The following is a 20,473-nucleotide window of genomic DNA, read 5'->3' as shown; positions in this document are numbered from 1 at the left end:
GCAAATATTTATCTAAACAACCTGGCTGGTAACGCGTTTGGTGAATTTGCGTATGTGGATTCGAATGGGAATTTGGTCTTCCAGCAGTGTTTTGTTGCGGGGACGTTGGTTCATACGAAGAGCGGCTTAGTTCCAATTGAACAAGTAAGAGCTGGAGATCTGGTTCTTTCCTACAACGAAGAGAGTGAAGGAACGGAATACAACCGAGTTCTCAAGACGTATGTTCGGCAAACAGAGACAATCTACAAACTAACGTATGAAAACGGAAGAATCGTAGAGACGACAGCGAGTCATCCATTCCAGATTGAAGGGAAGGGTTGGATCGAAGTGAAAGATTTGCGAGTGGGAGACAGATCGATCCTTTCCGACGAGAAGACACTTTCGATTACATCGATTGGTGTTGAGGAGAGAGAAGAAACCGTTTACAACTTAAAAGTAGAGGATGCTCATACTTACTTTGTCACTGAGGATGCGATTCTGGTTCACAACGCGAATTACAATTCCGAGACAGGGCTCTTTGATTCGAATCGCTTTACATTAGAAAAAGCTGATCCAACAATATTGAACAAACTGTTCGTATCGTCCTCCGAAAGTCCGAGTCTCTTTGACAAACTATTAAACAAACTTGGATTGAAGGAGATTCCGGTAGACAATGGAATCTTGGAAAACAAGAGATTAGCTGCTGCTGAAGCCATGGCTGCCTTACCTGACAACCACAAGTTTGCCTACAAGGATTCGGATGGGAAAACAAAATACATCACGAAAGCGGAGATTATTAAAGATGGAAAATTGTTTTCCGCTGATAACGTGAATAGATACAAAGAAACAACTGAAAGAGCGTTTGAAACGCAATCGGTTCGAGCAATGAGTAGTCTATCTGAAAGTGAGCGCTTGGCCGCGAGAACAGCACTTTACAACAAGTTAACAGATGTGGTTCATACGACACAATCGGGTGCTAACAGCGGACTCAAGCTACAGATGATGGCAACAATCGAATATATGAAGGCGAAGTATGGGGCAAACGGGGAAGGCTTTACATACGATCCGGCAGCTCACGGTCCTGGCGGGGAACAGCTATTTAACGAAATGAAGGCGTTTATTTTCAGTGGAAAGGATTCGTCCGAGATTGCAAACTCGTTCGGGAGTCCGGTTTGCCGTATGTATTCGAACTTTGTGCAAGGAGTGATGAACGGTTCGTTTGAGGGAAGCTTTGCAGAATATGCGATGACGAAATTTAGGCAGGGGGATGTGAGTGCAACCGACAAGCCTTATCCAGTCCATGACGCGATGGGTGTTCCACGACCTTCCAGCGTTTCTTTGGTCTACGATCGAGGTGGAATCAATCCCGGTTCGAGTGAAAGAGGTGTTACGTTACCTGCACCAAATGTTCAAGATCTCAGTGCGCCATTGACAGAAGGAGCGATCAAAGATTTCGTTCAAAGCGGTGTGAATAGTGGAAAGATTAAAGAAGGTTCAGTAGTTCAATTTTACGTGGACAATGATGCAAATGTTGGCGCGAACCATTACTTAACAGGGATTGTTGTGAAGAACGCAGATGGAACTTATGATGTTAAGATTTCGGATCACACGAATGGAAATGTGCAAAAAAAGACAATTTATCAATATTTGAATGATATAAAAAGTAAAATACATAAAGTATATCTTTGAAAGCGAGGAAACTAATGAAGTTGAGAATATTAATATTCAGTATTTTGATTTTACTGTTTAATTGTAGGGACTCGAAGGGGGGTCCAGTGGAAAACAAAAGTCAAGCTGAGATTCAATTTGAGAAATTGAGATCCCAAGGAAAAGAAGTATTCAGTTTGGCTATGGGAACAGAAGTTTCCAATGACTTGATGGTTTTTTTGAAAAGACCGAAAAGGAAATACCAGGCTTCTTTTTGTATTGAGATTGATGACACAAGGAAAACAGTACAATTTGCATATGATGGATTGAAGACGGATGTTAAGTTATTGAAAGATGGAACGGCTGTCGATGTTGAGAAATCAAAAATTGAAGGTTCCATTTATCTGCCGTTTGAATACCGAAAAGAAGACCAGGTATACAGAGTTTCGAAAGACGGAAAAACTCTCTATTTAAAAAAGTATTTAGACGATGGGAATCAGAGTCTATATTTGTCTTTTGATATTAACAGGATCAAAGATCAAAACGCTATTGATCAACGTTCTGGAAATTTTTCGAATGGAAGAGGATTGGGTACGAGAATGAAAGGTCGTCCTTATAATATCGAACATATTGTTAACTGCTTAGCAGAGGCAGAGGCTTATCTTGAGTTTCAAGAACAAGGCGGAACGCCACCGCAGGAAGATTTGAACCCGTAGCGTGTCCTGGCGTCTTAGTCCGAAAGCTAACATTTGTTAAGTTTAATTCATGTTAAGCGACCTCGGCATTTAGATAAATGTGATGTATTCTCCACTTTTTGCTTTGGACAAAGACAAGTTTGATACGGAGCCGAAGGCGGTGGAATAAAGGGATTTCAAAGGTTGAAAGAAAGCTTGTATGAAAGAGAATGGAACTGAACAAGGCTTCGAATTAGGCGAAGCTGTTAGAAACAAAGCGACGGGTCAACAGATGTATGTAGACTTAGCTTGGAGTCCGAAAGTAAGTTGCGTTTACTTTGATCCGGAGAAGGAAAGTCTTGTAAAGGTTCAGATGTTGCCTGAGGCATTGGAGCGGATTCGGGGAATCCTGCCGTATCTTCCGAAGTAAGAAGATGTATGACGACAAGCGAAAGATCGGGTGTGATTTAAACATTCTTAGCTCAAAGACATTTTGTTTTACAAAATAATAGTTGAACAAGAAAGCGGCTAAACTCCACAGGAAGATTTGAATCCGTAATCTAAAACTCATTTCAAACAAAGTTAAGAGGTAAAAAAAACGAAAAACCAGCTATTCTTGCGGTGGCTGTGCCTTATGAGTTGATTGTAGTGATGAAGCTGCGTAAAAAGAATGAAAACTGAATATTATAAAAATTAAAGGTAAGGAATGAATCTAAAAAACAAGTGTATCGGTTATTTTCGGAATGCTGCTGTTGTTTTCATTAGCATGTGAGGACAAAAAAGAAAACACAGACAATGACACGATTTTCTCATTGCTGATGAGTTTGAACAGGGCTCAGTCAGCCCAATATTGTCCTACCAATATAACTATGATTTCAGGTAAGGCTTCTGACGGTCAAGTAGGCAGTGCAGTGTATCCTTTTGGAATAGAGTTTACGACGAATGGCTCAACATACGAAACTGCATCATTGAGTAAAAAGAACTGTCAATTCAGCGATTTTAAAGTGAATTCAATTTTACCGAATGGATTGACGTTTGACTCATCTATCGGCAGAATAAATGGAACGCCGACGGCTCAAGGTGGTCCGCACACGATTTCCTTTTCAGCAACCGTGACGGCTAACGGAATTTCTAAGTCCGTAAGCGGGACTCGAACCATTACGATATATGCGGCTGGTGCTTTGACTTGTAGCAACGTAGGAGCAGGTGGAGGTTGTAATGATCCGTCCAAGCCATACAGTTGTACGAATTCAGCATTTTGCTATAGCAGCTGTGCTGCGGCATCGGACTGTGGATATTGAAATTTCTGAAAAATTTTTGGGACGATGTCAAGATGTGTAAATATTTAAAATTCTTATTTTTCCTCTTATGCTTTTCGGCTCTTGCAAACTGTACAATAAGTCAGTTGAAAGACAAGAAGCCTTCGTTTGAAGATAAAAGAGTCCAAGTAAAGATTGTCAAAACTGATAGAAGAGATACTTACTATTTTGGAAGGATGCGGAGTAAGCCGAAAGATCCCTCGCAGGATTTTTTCGTTGTCGAAGTCTTGATTTCCAATCTTTCCTCTGAAAATATAAAGTTTCGACCTGGAGCTTCCGTTGCTGTTAAGGATGATAAAAGTTTGACTGCTCCAATGTTTATCGATTATTGTTGCGATATATTTGAAGACTTTGCGGGCAAGTTCAAAAATAGTTTCGGCTATTTAGCCGGTGAAGTTGTCGATATTCCTCCTGGCGAAACGGTTTTAAGAAAATATCACTACCTTTTTCCGAAAGGCGTCAATGCGAAACATTTAATATTGTTTGAATCCCTTCCAAGTAATGAAGAAAAAGCAAAAGATTTGGCAGTTGTAGAGATAGTTCAGAATTCCAATTGAGTTTAACAAAGGAGAAAGATTAGAATGAACCTAATTCAAAAACTAATATTTCTTCAGCGGGGTTTGTCATAGGCGAGCTCTAAATTTAGGAAAATGTGATGAAGTTATTTTGGCTTGGAGCTTAGATTAGAAGCGATTTTTAGTATAAGGAAGAGACTCGTTATGGATTTATTTAATCCGAAAGAACGATAGATTTACGAAGAGTTGAGACACGTGATGGAGCCTAAAATCAAAATGTCGTTAGTCGACTTAGGCTTGGTGTATAATATTCAAGTGGATAGGTCTTTTGCTAAAATCGAGGTTCCTCTTGCTTCTCTCGCCTCGCCGTTTGGAAAATATTTGAAGGATGAAATTAGAAATCGAATTCTTTTGATAAACGGACTTCAAGAAGTTAAAACTCAAATCGTATGATTTCCGAGATGGAGTTTTGACTTGATGGCTGGAGACGATTTAAAGGATAAATTAGGAATTTATTATTAACAATAAATAAGGAGTAAAATTTGTGAGTTATTTAAAGAAAAAGAATGTTAATGCGATCTGTTTGGTGGTCGCATTTTTGTCTTTCGGAGCTTCGTTTAACGAGTTGCGATGAAAAAAAAGATACGACCCCAGAAGCGATTATGCAGATATTGATTGTGGATTCGGTTCCAAAGACCATAAATGTTGGATCTAACCCTTGTGCTCTTTGTAATAACGTTGTTTTTCGTCTTTATTCTGGTTCGGATTGCTCAGGCACTGCGCTACAGTCAATTGCGAGTATACCGCCAGGGACGTCCGCGCATTCTCGCAACAAGTATCTGGTCGATTTAGCGTTCAAGTAATGGATAATTCGATATTTACTTCATTTTGTTCGAACACAGTCACGACGAGTGGATTTAGAGGTAATCCTTTTTGCCAAGCTCAATTTACAGGGAATGCACTATCTGGTATTACCTGCGGTGGCTAACAAAAGTTTGTAAAATAGCCATTACAAAATGGCGAAGCCCAATCTTTCGAAAGGAGATTGGGCTTTTTTGTTTTTAAATCCTTTGAGGAAGTCGTATTTATCTTCGTTTTCCTTCCTAAAGAATCAATATTAAATACATAATTATATAATATGTAATTTTTATTAAATTTCAAAAATAACAATTCCCAATATATTTGCAAATTCTTGATTTCCTTCTCTTTGTGGACAGAGAAAGAATGAAAGATTGAAGATCGAAACAGGTGTAGAATTCGAGGAATCGATTGCATTCTATTCAGATTAGTTGAGTAGTAGGTATAGACTAAGTCGATCGGCTAGAATATTAAAATGAGCTTACTTAAAATGCAGCTGATTCTTATCATAAGCAGTCTAACATTTCACTGGAATTCTTAAAAAAGATAGAGGAAAAAAAGACAGTTGGTAATCGAAGATAGCGAAATATACGGTCCATTGGCTCACTTGATCGGACGATGGGAAGGAGATAAGGGGCTTGATATCTCTCCGCAAAAGATCGGAAAAGGTGTTAAACAATATTACGAAACGGTCACTTACGAGCCGATCGGCTTAACGACGAATGCGCAATCACAGATTTTGTCCGGACTCTTTTACAGGCAGTTGGTGACCGATAAGTCGACCAATAACATTATTCACGATCAAACGGGATATTGGATGTGGGAAGCGAAAACCGGGATCGTGTTTCATTCTTTTGTCATTCCGAGAGGAACTTGTGTCGTTGCGGGTGGAAGTTACGTTGAGGCAGGAGATCCGATTCATCTTGAAGTCAAGGCAAAAGAGGGGAGCGTGGATTGGGGAATTATTCAACCTCCGTTTATGGCTTCTAACGCAAAAGCTTTAGAATTTAAGAATATTCTTATCATTCGAGGCGATCATCTTTTTTATTCCCAAGAATTAAAGATTCAAATTTATGATAAAATTTTTCCTCACACGGATGAAAATTCGCTGATCCGTGTTGTTGAAAATCGTTGAGGAATGTCCGCGGTTTCCGATCTTTGGCAGTCTTTTGCGATTCTGAATATTCTATGAAGTAAAGAATTCCTCATTTGAATCCGTATCTATAGCCTCATTACGTCCATCAAACACTCCGCTTTTTTATTTTTAAAGGAATCACTTTCGATTACAAAACTTAAAAACGTTCTCAGCAAAGGGTTCTTGTTTTCGGGGGACCAAAAGACGGAAACCGGCAGATACAACCTCTTGATCGGAACGAATTGAGTTTCCGTAGGCGCGATATTCTGAGCGCCTAATACGGTAAGAGAAACTCCTTTGCCAGTCGCGACTAAGATGGGACAACTTTCTCGATCGTTTTTTACATAGATCTTCGGTTTGATGCCGCTTTGTTTGAAAAGTTGAGAGATCGTATCGTAGAATTTTCCCGCTTCTTTTTTAGGATGTAGAATAATCGTTTCGTCTTTTAATTCTCGAAGTTCGATTTCTTTTCGTTTTGCGAGGGAGTGTTTTTTCGGTACTAAGACTCCGAGTCCTTCGTCGTGAACGGAATGACTTTCCAATCCTTCTTCGATGACGCTTCCTTCCATAAAACAAACGTCGAATTGACCCGATCGTAATCCTTTTAGAATCCGAATTCTCGTTTCTTGATGGAGCTCAAATTTTAGTTTGGGAAACCGGTTTTGAAATTCTCCGATGATCTGCGGCAGGTTCGCTAAGAAGGAAGTTGTTGAGAATCCGATGTTTAAATTCCCGGCCTTGAGTTTGCCGATAGAGCGCACTTCTCGTTCGAGATTTTCCGCGCGTGCGATGATTTCCTTTCCTTCTTTCAAAAGATAAATGCCCGCACCCGTCAGGTGAACTTGCCGCGTCGTGCGTTCGAACAGCTTCGTGGAAAGCTCTTCTTCTAAAGAAGAGATCAATCGAGTCAGGGGTGGTTGCGACATTCCCAGTATTTCGGCGCTTTTTCGGAAGTTCAATTCTTCGGCGACGACGATAAACGACTTTAGTTTCGACAGGTCCATAGTACATTGATACTATATAGGTATCAATTAATCAACTAAATTCGGAATAATATCAAAAAAATGGAATATTTTGCGCATTCTTCTTTACATCTTCAGAAGCCTTTCGATTTTTTAATTAGATTCGTAGAAGTAAGCGTGAAAACGTTTCTTCTCAAGGAGAACAGTGTATGAAGTTGGATTCTGAGGTATTGATCATCGGTGGCGGACCTGCGGGTTTGAGCGCTGCCTTGTCTTTGGGCCGTATGAGTCGAACGGCTTTGGTGTGCGACGACAATCGTCCTAGAAACGCGCCTTCTTCTCATTTGAATAATTTTCCAACACGCGATGGAATTCATCCTGCGGAGTGGAGAAGGCTGGTGAAAAAGGATTTAGAAAAATATAAGACGATTTCTTTCTTTGAAGGTTCGGTTCTGTCCGTAGAGAAATCCGCTTCCGGCTTTACCGCAAAATTTTCTTCGGGAGATCGGGCTTCTTTTAAAAAAGTAGTCCTCGCTTATGGTGTAGAAGATCGTCCTTTGCTTCTTCCGGGTTTTAAAGAGCTTTGGGGAAAATCGATTTTTCATTGTCCGTATTGTCATGGATTCGAAATTCGCGGTTCTCGAATCGCTCTGATCTCTAATTCCGAAATGACGTTTCACATGGTATCTTTGATAAACGACTTGGCTTCCGATCTGATCTTGCTTACGAATGGAAAGGCGGTGTTCAGCGAGGAACAAAAAGAACTTTTAAACAGAAGAAGCATACGGTTAATTGAGTATCCGATCGTCGGCTTCGTGCATGAAGGCGAACAACTCAAAGGAATTTCGCTCGCAAGCGGTCAAGTCGTTGAACGAGAAGTCGCGTTCTTTCAACCGCTCTTACCGTTCAAACTCAAGTCACAAATCGGAGAAGAGCTCGGTTGCGAAAAAACTCAGTTCGGTTTTTACAAAGTAAACGAAAGAGGTGCAACTACAGTGGACGGGGTCTTTGCCTGCGGAGACAATGTTACGATGGGTCATTCCGTTATATTGGCCGCCGCTTCCGGTTCGATGGCTGGGGCCGGTATCGTCTCGGAGTTATTAGGAGAAGTTTTTTCCGCGAAATAGGATTTCGAAATCATTGTTTAGTTAAACGTAAAAACAAATCCGATCGGAATAAACTATGTATGATTATCTAATTTCTTTTAGGAGAATGATTAAACGAATCTAATTCACTCCGAATTCTTTTGATCTCATTTAGTGCTAAGTCGAGAAGAAACTTGTCTTCATCTAGCCTCGTCTGTAATTTTACTTTTTCGGAAAAGGTAACTTTTAATTCTTTTCGAGTCCAATCATATCGTCTTTGTAACATTCTTTTTTTAAGAATTAGTCTTCGAATGAAAATTTCGATTCGAAGCTGCTTTGGTATCTTTTCTTTCTGCAGTTTGTACTCGAACGCGATTCCGATCTTATTGCGCAAGGAACTTAAGGATTTCAAAGAATATTCAGGATCTTGATCATCAAACCATTTCAATAGGACCGACTCCGGACAGTTTTCAAAAGTTTTTTGTGGTTGTGAATTTTCGTTTACATTTCATAGTTTGAGGTTCAGTAATCCCGGATTGCCAAGTTTTCTATTTGGCTTACCAATAAATGATCGATATGCAATGCAATTAAAAAGGATTTTTCCGCTATGAAGTTTTATTTTAAGATTGTAATTTATAGGCGATAGAGCCACAATTCTCCACAATCGTATGTAAAAGGACATAAAAATAAGTATTTGCATGTTTGTGATGTATGTCAAATAAAATTATCACAATACCTATAGAAAATGTTGATTTCTCTAGCCCGGGGAAACGTCTTCGTTACGCAATCAAGAATATCCTTGCAATGAACGACGAAGACTTTGCCATCTCTGTTGGTAAATCACAAAATTATATTAGCTATATTTGCAATGATAAACGCCCACTGTTGGATAAATTAGCCGCGGAAATTGAATCGGTTCACAGAATATCGGGTCTTTGGTTGATTAAGGGTGAGGGCTATCCGGAAGTGATTACCTCGGGTGAAGGTAGTTCAGAGACCGTCAAAAAGATGAAAAAGCGAGATTTCCTATGGAACAAGATCTCCAATGATAAAGTGGAGGATATATTCATTTCGTTTTTCAATGATGTCTCTCCTGAAATGAGAAATCTCGTTTATCAAATGATGCGTGCAATTTCAAAAGACGGATCGAAAGCTATTTAAAGTATTTCCCAAATTTTTTCGAAAGAATCTCCGCTCTTTTTTCTACGGATAGTTCCCCGCTTCCAGTAGCCAGATTATAATCTTGAATCAAAATTTCTTTGGTGATTTCTGCCTTTTCTTTAGTACGTTTTTGAAGAAATCGAATCGGATCCAATTTTTCCAAAAGTTTTATAAAGCCCTTTGACGCTGCTTTGTTGATCAGTGGAATGTCCTGACCTCTTATGAGGCTGGATTTAATCTCAAACGCATCATAGTGTAAAATTCCGACCGCCCAAAAGATGGACGCTAAGATTAACCCTAGGGAAGAAAGGTAAGGTTTATAAAGTCCAAGGAGCGGGAGGAAGTAAACAAAAAGCATGGTGATCGGAAGTGCAAGCAAAGCTCCGAGCATTACCAAAAAAAGTCTTACTTTAAAATCACCCCGTTGAACGATCATTTTTCGTGCTATAGCATAGATTGCCATGATCATCCAAAATACTAGATAAACCACCATGAGATGATAGTGTAAGTTGAAATCGAAGATAAAATTATAAGGATCTTTAAGAGTTCCCATCCTTTGGGAAAGACAAATGGATGTTATATAGGAAAGGCCTAAAAAACCAAAGATGGAGGACCAAATTGGAATTCTTTTTTGAGGGTGTTCGATTTTTTTGCAAAGCGAATAAAGTACAAAGGTAGCATAAGCAATTGGCAAAAACGTAATGTTGAGGGCCAAATTTCGATATTCGATGGGTAGTAAGTTCCTAAATGCCTGTGTGAACAGCCATGCCGCGAGTAAAAGATTCAAATACAGAAAAAATTTTTGTGTCGTTTGTCTCCTTTGCCGATTCAATCTAAAAACATAAATCCCAAAAACTAAATGGATCAATCCCGCTATTCCCGGTATAAGTATATTCAAATTCACTATCGTTACCTGATATTTTGTTAATTCTCTTGCGTTATTTTAGCTTGTTAATTTCGTTTGGAGAGGGGGAGCGCACGTCTATTTGATTTTTGTATATCTTTTGTGTTGCTTTTCTGCCAGTCTTTACTATTTTTTTAAAATTTAAACGATTTCTTCAGGCAAAACCATGGTATTATTATAATACTTCTGTCAATTAAAAAGTATTATTATCGGACAAATTTTGAAAGACCAGAAAAAAAGACTTAAAATAATCCTTTCACAATTTAAAGGCAACCAGACGGATTTCGGACTAACCATTGGCAAATCGAAGCAAACGATTAGCGGCTGGTTAAGTGGAAGATTTCCGATTCCAGAGGACGCGGCGATTACCATAGAGATGGTTCACGGCTTCAAAAGGGAATGGGTTTTGAAAGGTGAGTTGCCTGAAAAAATTTCCCGCTCCAATTCTTATTCAAAGCCAGAAGCTTTTGATATAGATTCTTCTCTCCTAAAAAAAATTGCCTCGAATCAAAATCTAAAAGAACTGATCGAAATTTTGTCGAAATTGCCGAAGAAGGATTTCGAAATCGTTCGAAAATTCGTTCTAGGTTACGTAAAAGAAGATTCTCAGTTGAATTCATAAATTTGGAATTTTGTAATGTCCTCTTTTCCACAAATAACTTTCTTTCTTGACTAAATTTCACGTTCTCTTTTTTATTACTCGTATTTGTGATATTTAAATTAAATAAACATCACAACTGGTCAATTATGAAATTAGTTAACTTATCGTAGATCGAGCGATGTGTGTATTTTGGTTCGACCTTTTTGAGAAAGGGAAGGTCGGACCGTATTTTTTGCAGGAAATATCAGACTCGGAATTGATTTGAGTTTTAAATTAAATGAATCTCGAGATAATTTTTTAAAAAAATTCTGGAACCATTTTGCTTTATATGACATAATCAAATTATTATGTCACAACAAATTTTAGAAAGATCGCAAAGCAATCCCCGAAATGTAAAACCTAACCTCTTCGAACATACAATTGTCGGATTGGAAAATCCCTACGAGTTAATCAAAGTAAAAGAGTTTATCCGTTCCGTATTTATGGCTTACGGGTACAATAAATCTGCATATACTACAGTAGATTTAGATCCCTGGTCGACGTGGTTTTACGTTTCGGATGTTACCGGAAAAATACTTTCCGCGATGCGGGTTGTGGAAAAAAAACCGAATAATTATATTCCTATTGAGATGGCCGTAATCGAAGGCAGCGCACCTTTAATGCGTTACGCTGTCGTCGAAGAGAACGTGGCAGATTGGAATAATGTAGCGTTCATAAACTCTTATTCAGGCTGGAAGGCAGCTCGAAAAAATTTCATCATGGTTGCGCGACACTGCATACGGAAAAATTATAAGAAGGTATATGGATTCTACGATCCGACCATGAGAGCCATTGTGCGGATTTATACGACGGCAGGTGTCGAACTTTCCAAAAATTTTGATAAGTTAGTTTTTTTTCCCGGTTCTTTGCTTAACAATGAGCCTGTGAAATTAAACATAATTGAGATTCCTAAAGCGAGTTTACAAAAAATTGCATCAAAAATAACATAAAATTTAAGGAAAAATTATGGATGTTATTCATTATGCGAGTTTTTTCTGCTCGTTTGCCGTTTTATTTTTAGGAGTTTATGTTTTTCGCGTAGGTGAGAAAGGGCATCCAAAAATTAAACCGAATTTTTTAGCGCTAACTATCGCATTGGCTCTATGGCTTTTCGGTTCCGGAATTCGAAATCTCATACCAGTTGACCTGATTGGAGCGGTACCAAATTGGATTTTAACCTCTGTTGTTCCGGTGCCTTTTTTGCTTAAAGAGCTTACTCAGTGTTTGTTAGTAAAAGATTATCTCAAATCTAAACAATTTCAAATCTTGGAATTTCTCTTTTTAGGTTATTTGATTGTTGCAGGTGTATCATCGAATTTGATTGAGGTGGATCAACAAGATGTTTCAGTTTTTCGACCTCTATTTGCATATCATCTTCTCATTGCGTATTCCTTTTTTTACGTCGGGGTTTCGATTTATTGGATGTTTCGTGAAGCCATTCGGTCGAAAGGAATAGTAAGAGTGCGTTCCTCGCTCCTAATACTCGGAACTTTACTTGGATTCCTAATCACTATTTTGTTCGTTTATATTTTGCCTCATTTCGGAATTTTTAAAGGTTATTTGTCTTCTTTGGGGATTTTGGGCTGGGTTTTCTTTTGGGCTATAGCTATTTTGCAGTATGATGCATTTGAAACTAGAGCAATAATTTTGCGTAGTCGTTTCCTTGCTAAAAGGGAAATCCCGTTGTTGAGTAGAATTTCTTTTCGACCAGTTTTGGTTCTTCATTCAATTCTTGATCCTTTGGACTATCGTTTACAGTTGCGTAATAGTCGAGTAGAGGTCGTAAATTATATAATGCAATATCATATGGCCCTTTTAAAAGACTCCAATATGAAGTATCGTACACAGATTCGAAGAATTACCTCGTTTATTGAGCGATACATGAAGTGAGTTTAATTGTAGTATTTTTTAGATCAAAACAAATTGGGTGCGGTTGTTTCTGTTGCAGAATTTAGTCTTTATTAGTGCTTTTATATCTAGCTGAAAGCAGCGAAGATATGGATAAAATATTTATTGTTGGTGTGTTTTGCTTTTTAATTATTCAATTTTTAGGTATTCATGTATTCCGATGGACGCATGATAAGCATAAAAATATAGAAATCTATTATTTAATGCTTTCTGTTACTTCGAGTCTTTAGGTGCTAATATCCTCTTCTCGTTATCTTATACCTATGGGGCTTCATCCTATTGCACCAAACCGGACTTTAGTTCCAGTATTTTTCGTCCCGTTCCTTATAAATCGCCTTACCGAATTCATAATTAATGATTCAACCCTTTCGTTATATCGAAGATTATTCGATTTTTGTATTTTGTCGTATTTGTTACTTTCTTGTTTGTTTCTGAATATGATAGAAATGAAGAATTATGAAACATCCACTTATAGACCCTTGTTCGCCTATCATATTTTAATAATATACGCAATTGTATATTCTGCAGCTTCGATTTTACTGATGTTTAAAACCATTCTTCGTTCCTCAGGTGCAGTCCGAGTTCGTTCGGCGCTTTTTGCAATCGGGACCGTTACAGGCTTGGTAATTTCGGTTTTGTTTGTTTATATTCTTCCTTTTTTCGGTATCTTTAAAGGTTATCTATCTGCGTTAGGCTTAATTACGGCAAAGAGAAAACTTCCTCTTCTTATCAGGATAACTTTGAAACCAGTACTTGGACTTCATTTTCTTTTGGACCCTTTGGATTATCGTTTACAGCTTCGAAAAAGCAGGGCCGAAGTAGTAAGCGCAATTTTACAATATCATTTGACGCTTCAGGAAAGTTCCGAAACAAGTCATCAGACACAAATGAGAAGAGTGACTTCCATTTTCGAAAGATATCTTAAGTAACTTGTCATTAGGATTGGTGTCTTTGTCGGGTTATGGGGAGAATCGTTCTCGTCTCGATAAAATTTAGAAATTGCAATCCGATCAAGGATCGATCGAATTGCAATTTCTTGACTACTTTGGCTTGATCCATCGGGAGAGGCGCTGAGTTCAACAGAACCCCTCCCGCTAATCGGAGGGGCCCGCTTTCAAATTTCCAACTCGATTTCCTAAATTATAAGAAGAAGATTGAAAGATATTTTCTATTGCTTAAATAATAGGGCTTATTAAACTATAAAAAATAAGCGAATCCCCTGAGGTCCGAACGGATTTTCGGGACCCAAAATTTGAAAAAGTAGCCGGACGCTGAAAAAACTTCGGAATCGATCGGTTTGGTCGAAGTTTTGCAGGTTTTTATTTTTGGGATATTCGATTCGTTTATGACATTGATTCAGAATTTTTTTCTATTCGATAAATCCGCTCCCTTCCTTCCCAGTTCCTACGATCCGGCGCTGATCGTTCTTTCCGTTCTTGTTTCGATTTTTTCATCCTCTATCGCGCTTCAGATGGTCGGTCAAATCGGCCCCGAGTCTTCGAGCAAAGGAAGTAAGTTTCTGATTCTTTTTGCCGGAAGCCTCGCGCTCGGTTGCGGAGTTTGGGCGATGCATTTTATCGGGATGCTATCCTTTCAACTTTGTACGACCGTTTCGTATGACAAAACTCTTACCATCGTTTCGATGATTCCGAGTTTCGTCGCTTCTATGATCGCTCTTGCGTATGTGGCGCGTCCCAAGATTCACTGGGTGGAATTGGTTGTCGGCGGCGTGTTGGTAGGTTCGGGTATCGGCGCCATGCATTATACCGGAATGGCCGCGATGAGAACCGATGTTTTACTGCGTTACGATCCAGTGTTCTTCTCACTTTCAATCTTAGTCGCGGTGATTCTCGCGATTCTTTCCCTTTGGGTCCGTTTCGGTTTATCCAATTTAAAATTAAGCCGAAATGTTACCACGTTGTTCGCTGGTTCCGTGATGGGGCTTGCGATTTCCGGTATGCATTATACGGGAATGTTCGCTGCGCGATTCATCGGAACTCCGGACGCTTCTTTTACCACCGGATCTTCCAATCCTACTTTTTTGGCGTTGGCCGTTTCAATCACTACGATTACGTTCACCGCGTTTACGTTTGCTGTAAATGCGTTCATTCGTTATAGAAAACTGGTCAACAACCTCCGCACGAGCGAAACCCGAATGAGAGCGATCGTTACGACCGCTGTCGACGGAGTGTTTACTCTCAACAGGGAAGGCCGCATTCTCGATTTCAACAATTCCGCCGAAAAGATCTTCGGTTACCAAAGCGAAGAAGTGATCGGTAAGAACATCCAGCTTCTCATTCCGGAAGCGCTCGGAAACAAAGAGGAAGACTGGATTGATAAGCGACTTCTCGGAAAATTCATCGGCACGGGGCAGGAGTCTTTCGGGTTCACAAAGAGCGGTGGACGTTTCCCGATCCGTCTCGCGGTAGGTTATGCGAAACTTCCGAACGAGGATATTCTCGTCTGCTTCGTCACGGACATCAGCGAACAGAAGATGATCGAGACCGCTCTGAAACAAAGCGAACTTCAAAAACGTTCCCTCATCGAAAACATTCCAGGCGTCACGTATCGTTGTTTATTGAACGATAAATGGACCATCGTCTTTTTGAGCGAAGCGGTGGAAACGTTAACCGGTTATCCGGTCAGCGATTTTATGGAACCGAATCCGAAACGATACTTCGTCGATTTGATCGTTCCGGAAGACCGCGAACGCATCGGCGAGATCGTGCAGGAAGCGGTCGAAAAGAAAAAGGCCTTCGTTTTAGAATACCGTATCCTCGATAAAAACGGAAACGTCAAATGGTGCTGGGGCCACGGCAGCGCCATCTTCGGAGGCAACGGGGAAGTCCTCTTTTTAGACGGCGTGATTTTGGACATCACCGAACGAAGAAACATGGAGGAAGAACTACGAAGATCCATGGAAAAAGCGGAACTCGCCGCGCTTACGAAAACTTCCTTTCTCGCCAACATGAGTCATGAGATCAGAACTCCTATGAATTCGATCATCGGCTTTACGGAAGTCCTTCTTTCGGGAGAATTGAAGAAGGATCAAGTCAGTCATCTTGAAATCATCAAAGGCTCCGCCAAATCCCTGTTGCGTTTGTTAAACGACATTCTCAACACCGCCAAACTCGAAAAAGGCGCGGTGGAACTGGAAAACAACACGTTCTCTCTTTTTAAATTGATAAGCGAATTGAAATCCATCTTCGGTTTAAACGCGCGCAAGAAGAATCTCGAGTTCGAAGTGATCCGCGATCCGAATCTGAACGAATTTTTCATCGGAGATTCCTTGAGAATCCGTCAGATTCTCACCAACCTGATCGGGAACGCAATCAAGTTCACCGATATAGGCAAGGTCGTTTTCCGAATCGATTTAGAGGATTCTTATATACATTTTTCCGTAAAGGATACCGGAATCGGAATCCGGGCCGACAGACTGGATAAGATCTTCGATCCGTTTACGCAAGCGGACATTTCGACCACGAGACGTTACGGCGGGACCGGATTGGGAACGACGATTTGTAAACAATTAACGGATCTGATGAAGGGCGAGATCTGGGTGGAAAGCGAGTTCGGAAAAGGAAGCGTATTCCACGTTCGGCTTCCTTTGGTTCCCAATACGAGGATCGATTCGCACAAGGAAAAGCTGTTCGATTATCAATATCCGAAACTCAAGATTCTCGTCGTGGACGACATGGAAAAGAACACGGAACTCCTCAAACTTCTTTTAACGAAAGAAGGTCATACCGTTTCCGTCGTTTATAGAGGAGAGGACGCGGTCCGCAAATACTCGGAAGAAACCTTCGACGTGATCTTTATGGACGTCCAAATGCCGGGGATCGACGGTTTGGAAACCGCAAGAATCATCCGCTTTCATGAAATGCAGGAGAACGTAAAAAGAACTCCGATCATCGCTTTGACCGCGAGCGTGTTTCAGGAGGATCGGGACGCGGCGAAAGAGGCGGGGATGGACGGGTTCGTCGCAAAGCCGATCGATCTCCCCGAATTGTTAAGCGAACTCGCTTCGGTTCTTCAGCTGAACGGGGTTTCCGGTTCCAAGAAAGAAACGAAAGTTTCCGCGTTGATCTCGCCCAGCGAATCCGATAAGGAAAGAATCAAAATTCTGTTCCCGGAAATTCTAAACGCGTTTCAAAGAGGAACGATCGAAGAATCGCATATCAACGAACTGTTGACCTTGATCACCGGAAAAGTGGAGGAGGAGTGGATCGAAAGATTCCTTTCCAACGTCAATCAGTTCGAATTCGAAGAGGCGCGGTCGAGGTTATTTGAATTTTCATCTTTTTTGAATATTCCGGGAATTGAAAGTTAAATGAGCATAGTTACGAATTCACAGGCCAAAATTCTGATCATAGACGACGAAGCGGCGAATCTTCAGGTGTTGAAACAGATCCTGAGCGCGGATTATCGGTTGTATTTTGCGAAGGACGGTTACAAAGGGATCGAACTCGCCAAATCCGAAAAGCCGAACATCATTCTTCTGGATGTGATGATGCCCGGCATGACAGGTCATGAAACCTGTAGAATTCTCAGAGCCGAACCTTCCACTTCTAGAATTCCCATCATCTTCGTAACCGCGATGGCGGACGAAGAGGACGAAGCGGACGGGTTCGATTCGGGCGCGGTGGATTATATCACGAAACCGATCAGTCCCGCGATCGTAAAGGCGAGAGTCAAAACGCATCTTTCCTTGGTTCGAACCGAAGAGCTTCGGGAAACGCGTTTGCAAATCATTCAAAGACTCGGACTCGCCGCCGAATACAAGGACAATGAAACGGGTCTTCACGTAATTCGTATGAGTCATTATTCCCGCATCATCGGGTTGGCTGCGGGCTTTTCTCCCGATTGCGCGGAGGACCTGCTGCACGCTTCTCCGATGCACGATATCGGAAAGATCGGAATTCCGGATAATATATTACAAAAACAAGGAAAGCTCGATCCGGAAGAATGGGAAGTGATGAAAAAACATCCCACCATCGGAGCCGAGATCATCGGAGATCACGATTCCAGATTGTTGCAATTGGCAAAGACGATCGCATTGAATCATCATGAAAAATGGGACGGCTCCGGATATCCGAGCGGATTAAAGGGAGAAGCGATTCCGATCGAAGCTCGTATCGTCGCGTTAGCCGACGTTTTCGACGCGCTCACGACGCAAAGACCGTATAAGAAAGCTTGGGAAATTTCGGAAGCGATCGATTACATCCAAAAAGAATCCGGCAAACACTTTGATCCGAGTTTGATTCCGATCTTTTTGGAAGTGATGCCGAAACTTCTCGAAGTAAGAGAACGCTGGGCGGAAGGATCGTAACTTTCTTTCAGCGATTCTGAATCGTTTCCATCAACTTTCTCGTGTCGAAATACACTTCGTTGCGTGTGATCTTTTCGTTTTCCACTTCCACGATGTCCATTCCGTATTCGATCACTTCCGTATCCCGAACGGGAATCACCGCTTTCCATTTTAAAACGAATCCTTTCTCGTTCGGAATGATTTCTTCGTGAGTCCAAACCCAGTTCGGATTATTCCGAAGTAAAATCTTAAAGTAGGGAAGAAGTTTTCCGTGACCTTGGAATCCTTTCTTTGCGGTCGGATCGGAATAAAACGCGTCGTCTGCATAAAAAGTGAGAAGATGTTCCGGCCGATTGCCGGTCCAAGCGGACAACCAGCGAACACAGAAATTCTTTGCTTCTTCCAAATTCATACGCGACTTCCCTCATGAAACAAAGAACGATCCGCGTTCGACGGACCGTTCTTTGTGATTCTTATTTGGAAAGAATCACAAGCGTCTTTTTTTGGAAAAGCAATTCTTCGTTTTCTTCAGAGCTCGTTCACGTCGACCAACAGAAAATTCGGAGAAACTTGTTTCAATTTTCGTTTGGAATAACCGCCTTTGTCCTCGGCGGCTTTCTTTTTCCAAATCAAACCGTCCGTCGTGTTCGGGCCGTTCATTACCTTTTCGTAATAGTGATCCGCCGTTTTTTTCTTTCCGATCGCGGATTGGGTGCGTGCGAGCCAAAGATGAGCCTGGTTCTTTCGGAACGGCCCGGATTCGTACGCGGCCGATTCCTCTAAAAGACGGATCGCTTCATTCCATTCTCCCGTTTCCAATTTGAGTATCGCTTGTAAAAAGGAAAGCGCCGGATCTTTCTGCAGAAGTTTCTTTGCCTGCTGCAGTTGATCGAACATCTCGGGGATTCCGCCTAACTGCGGATTGTCGTTGATCAACATCGCTTCTTTATAAAGTTCGATGGCGGTTCCTTGCGTAGAAGAAGTTTGATTCTTCTTTGTTTTCGATTTTTTTCCGCTGAGGTCGACGCTCGGATCGACGATCGAATAACCGGGTGCGTTCTCCCAGACGATGGGAATCTCGAGATACGGTCCTTCTCCCGTCGGCGCGGCCCCGACCGAGATATAAAGTTTTTGCGCTTCCGGACTCATCACCACCGATTTAACAGAAGTGATTTGCCGTATCGTGGAACCCATGACTCGGAATTCTCCGCTGCTCGGATCAACCGTATCGTTTAACAAATTCTGCAGATCCTTTGCGCTCGTTCCTTTGGAACGGCTTGCGGCGAGAATTTGGTGCGCGCGTTTGTATCTTCCGAGAGTGTGATTGTAAAAAACAGGAGAAGCCAAGATCTCTCCGTTTTGCAGACGCGGACTCAAATAGTGATTGGTGTTTACGAAGGATTCCGAACCCGCTTGGGAATACGTAACGTCCATATCGCCGAAGTTGGTTTCGATGACGGCGGCCTTCGAACCTTTGTCCCGGAAACTCGTAACGATCGCTCCCCACGTGGAGTTGATTTTGTGTTTTCTCGCGATCTCGACCGCCTCATCGATGTTATGCGCTTCGGAAATGATCTTATGCCCGAAGTCGATCACTCCCAAACCCTTGGATCCGATCTTTTTATGAAAGCGGGTGTGAAACGAAAGAGTCAATCCCGCTTCGTTGAACGCCGTGATTCCGGGAGCGTCCGCTCCTCTGCAAGTGACGTATCCGTATCGAAGGCCGTTAGTGGGAGTGCAAAAAACCACCACGGGTCGTAAATCCCATACGTCGACTCCCGGAAAGTCGAAGTTGCGGGCGTGATATAACATTCCGTCCTTGCTGTGACTTCCCCAGACTGCAGCGCTCGTGCAAGCGGGAACCAATTGAGATTTACCGAATCCGCCGAAGTGAGCGAGTTCGGGCAACATCTGGATCGCGCCTAAAAGTCCCACCGAGTTTTGAAACGCATCCATCGTGAACAGATCCTTCTCGATCTTGGCCGTTTTACCCGCGGCTTGCAACGCGGCGATTGTCCGTTTAGAAAATTCTTCCGGCCTGCGTTTTCTCATTTGATTCTGCGAGAACTTGAGATACATGGATAGGAATCCTTTTGCGGGAAAGTTGCGTTTGTCGCGGGGAAGGCTTCCTAAGAGTAAGTTGCGCGCCATGACCGGATAAAAATCGAAGATCGGTTCGAACTCTCCGATGTTCTTCATGATTTCACCGAACTGACGTCCCATTTCTTCCTGGGTTCCTTTGAGATGTACGACTGCGAGAGGATGTGTTTTGCGTTTCATGTTCGAAACTATAAACCATCCGGGAAGAAGCATCGACCTTCCCGATCGGTTGGGCCGTGCGATCCTATCGGATAGGTCGTTGAAACGCGAATCATTCG

At 41.5% G+C, this 20,473-nt stretch carries 20 protein-coding genes; 15 read left to right on the top strand and 5 right to left on the bottom strand.

What is annotated here, in order from left to right:
• The 7 genes from DLM76_RS21080 to DLM76_RS21050 form a co-directional block, all read left to right on the top strand.
• On the top strand, window positions 1-1,668 hold a 1,668-nt coding region (locus tag DLM76_RS21080; RefSeq protein WP_241548333.1), incomplete at its 5' end, for a polymorphic toxin-type HINT domain-containing protein.
• A gap of 86 nt (window positions 1,669-1,754) precedes the next feature.
• Window positions 1,755-2,342, top strand: a complete 588-nt coding sequence (locus tag DLM76_RS21075) for a hypothetical protein (protein WP_147455819.1) — start codon at window positions 1,755-1,757, stop codon at window positions 2,340-2,342.
• Between the two features lie 178 nt (window positions 2,343-2,520).
• Window positions 2,521-2,730, top strand: coding sequence for a hypothetical protein (locus DLM76_RS21070; protein WP_118966497.1), 210 nt, complete (start codon window positions 2,521-2,523; stop codon window positions 2,728-2,730).
• A 313-nt stretch (window positions 2,731-3,043) separates the two neighbouring features.
• Entirely contained in the window at window positions 3,044-3,601 is a 558-nt protein-coding gene (locus DLM76_RS21065) for an Ig domain-containing protein (RefSeq protein WP_118966496.1), read from the top strand.
• Between the two features lie 104 nt (window positions 3,602-3,705).
• On the top strand, window positions 3,706-4,176 hold the full coding sequence (locus tag DLM76_RS21060; RefSeq protein ID WP_147455818.1) for a hypothetical protein: 471 nt from the start codon (window positions 3,706-3,708) through the stop codon (window positions 4,174-4,176).
• A gap of 204 nt (window positions 4,177-4,380) precedes the next feature.
• Window positions 4,381-4,587, top strand: a complete 207-nt coding sequence (locus tag DLM76_RS22210) for an iron-sulfur cluster assembly protein (RefSeq protein ID WP_429946442.1) — start codon at window positions 4,381-4,383, stop codon at window positions 4,585-4,587.
• A gap of 970 nt (window positions 4,588-5,557) precedes the next feature.
• Window positions 5,558-6,127 (top strand): heme-binding beta-barrel domain-containing protein, encoded by a 570-nt coding sequence (locus DLM76_RS21050; RefSeq protein WP_118966493.1) that lies wholly within the window; start codon window positions 5,558-5,560, stop codon window positions 6,125-6,127.
• An 86-nt stretch (window positions 6,128-6,213) separates the two neighbouring features.
• Here DLM76_RS21050 and DLM76_RS21045 read toward each other — a convergent pair whose 3' ends face one another.
• The gene (locus DLM76_RS21045; protein WP_118966492.1) at window positions 6,214-7,131 is read right to left on the bottom strand and encodes a LysR family transcriptional regulator; all 918 of its coding nucleotides are present in this window, start codon (window positions 7,129-7,131) and stop codon (window positions 6,214-6,216) included.
• Between the two features lie 167 nt (window positions 7,132-7,298).
• Here DLM76_RS21045 and DLM76_RS21040 point away from each other — a divergent pair, with 167 nt between their 5' ends.
• A complete protein-coding gene (locus DLM76_RS21040) occupies window positions 7,299-8,216 on the top strand; it encodes an NAD(P)/FAD-dependent oxidoreductase (RefSeq protein ID WP_118966491.1) in 918 nt (305 codons plus the stop codon).
• A 67-nt stretch (window positions 8,217-8,283) separates the two neighbouring features.
• Here DLM76_RS21040 and DLM76_RS22205 read toward each other — a convergent pair whose 3' ends face one another.
• Entirely contained in the window at window positions 8,284-8,622 is a 339-nt protein-coding gene (locus DLM76_RS22205) for an LIC_10907 family protein (protein WP_118966490.1), read from the bottom strand.
• Window positions 8,623-8,885: 263 nt separating this feature from the next.
• Here DLM76_RS22205 and DLM76_RS21030 point away from each other — a divergent pair, with 263 nt between their 5' ends.
• Window positions 8,886-9,335 carry an XRE family transcriptional regulator gene (locus DLM76_RS21030; protein ID WP_118966489.1) on the top strand — a complete coding sequence of 150 codons (450 nt, stop codon included), beginning with the start codon at window positions 8,886-8,888 and terminating at the stop codon, window positions 9,333-9,335.
• Here the strand turns inward: DLM76_RS21030 and DLM76_RS21025 are convergent.
• Window positions 9,328-10,239, bottom strand: a complete 912-nt coding sequence (locus tag DLM76_RS21025; protein WP_118966488.1) for an LIC10906 family membrane protein — start codon at window positions 10,237-10,239, stop codon at window positions 9,328-9,330. The genes DLM76_RS21030 and DLM76_RS21025 overlap by 8 nt on opposite strands.
• A gap of 220 nt (window positions 10,240-10,459) precedes the next feature.
• On the opposite strand from DLM76_RS21025, the gene DLM76_RS21020 reads away from it, so the two are divergent.
• From DLM76_RS21020 to DLM76_RS20995, 6 genes are all read left to right on the top strand, one after another.
• A complete protein-coding gene (locus tag DLM76_RS21020; RefSeq protein ID WP_118966487.1) occupies window positions 10,460-10,861 on the top strand; it encodes a transcriptional regulator in 402 nt (133 codons plus the stop codon).
• Between the two features lie 326 nt (window positions 10,862-11,187).
• The gene (locus DLM76_RS21015; protein WP_118966486.1) at window positions 11,188-11,829 is read left to right on the top strand and encodes an LBL_2463 family protein; all 642 of its coding nucleotides are present in this window, start codon (window positions 11,188-11,190) and stop codon (window positions 11,827-11,829) included.
• Window positions 11,830-11,845: 16 nt separating this feature from the next.
• The gene (locus tag DLM76_RS21010; protein ID WP_118966485.1) at window positions 11,846-12,769 is read left to right on the top strand and encodes an LIC10906 family membrane protein; all 924 of its coding nucleotides are present in this window, start codon (window positions 11,846-11,848) and stop codon (window positions 12,767-12,769) included.
• A gap of 758 nt (window positions 12,770-13,527) precedes the next feature.
• Window positions 13,528-13,716, top strand: a complete 189-nt coding sequence (locus DLM76_RS21500; RefSeq protein WP_147455817.1) for a hypothetical protein — start codon at window positions 13,528-13,530, stop codon at window positions 13,714-13,716.
• A gap of 416 nt (window positions 13,717-14,132) precedes the next feature.
• A complete protein-coding gene (locus DLM76_RS21000; RefSeq protein WP_118966504.1) occupies window positions 14,133-17,117 on the top strand; it encodes an MHYT domain-containing protein in 2,985 nt (994 codons plus the stop codon).
• Window positions 17,118-18,116: a response regulator gene (locus DLM76_RS20995; protein WP_118957960.1), complete on the top strand. Its 999-nt coding sequence runs from the start codon at window positions 17,118-17,120 to the stop codon at window positions 18,114-18,116.
• A 7-nt stretch (window positions 18,117-18,123) separates the two neighbouring features.
• Here DLM76_RS20995 and DLM76_RS20990 read toward each other — a convergent pair whose 3' ends face one another.
• Window positions 18,124-18,507, bottom strand: a complete 384-nt coding sequence (locus DLM76_RS20990; protein WP_241548332.1) for a nuclear transport factor 2 family protein — start codon at window positions 18,505-18,507, stop codon at window positions 18,124-18,126.
• Window positions 18,508-18,623: 116 nt separating this feature from the next.
• Window positions 18,624-20,375, bottom strand: a complete 1,752-nt coding sequence (locus DLM76_RS20985; RefSeq protein WP_241548331.1) for a C45 family peptidase — start codon at window positions 20,373-20,375, stop codon at window positions 18,624-18,626.
• Window positions 20,376-20,473 lie beyond the last annotated feature (98 nt).

It is taken from the genome of Leptospira yasudae (genome assembly GCF_003545925.1).
Taxonomy (GTDB): Bacteria; Spirochaetota; Leptospiria; order Leptospirales; family Leptospiraceae; genus Leptospira; species Leptospira yasudae.
Note: the sequence above shows the minus strand (reverse complement) of the source record. Positions and strands in the feature narration are given on the sequence as shown.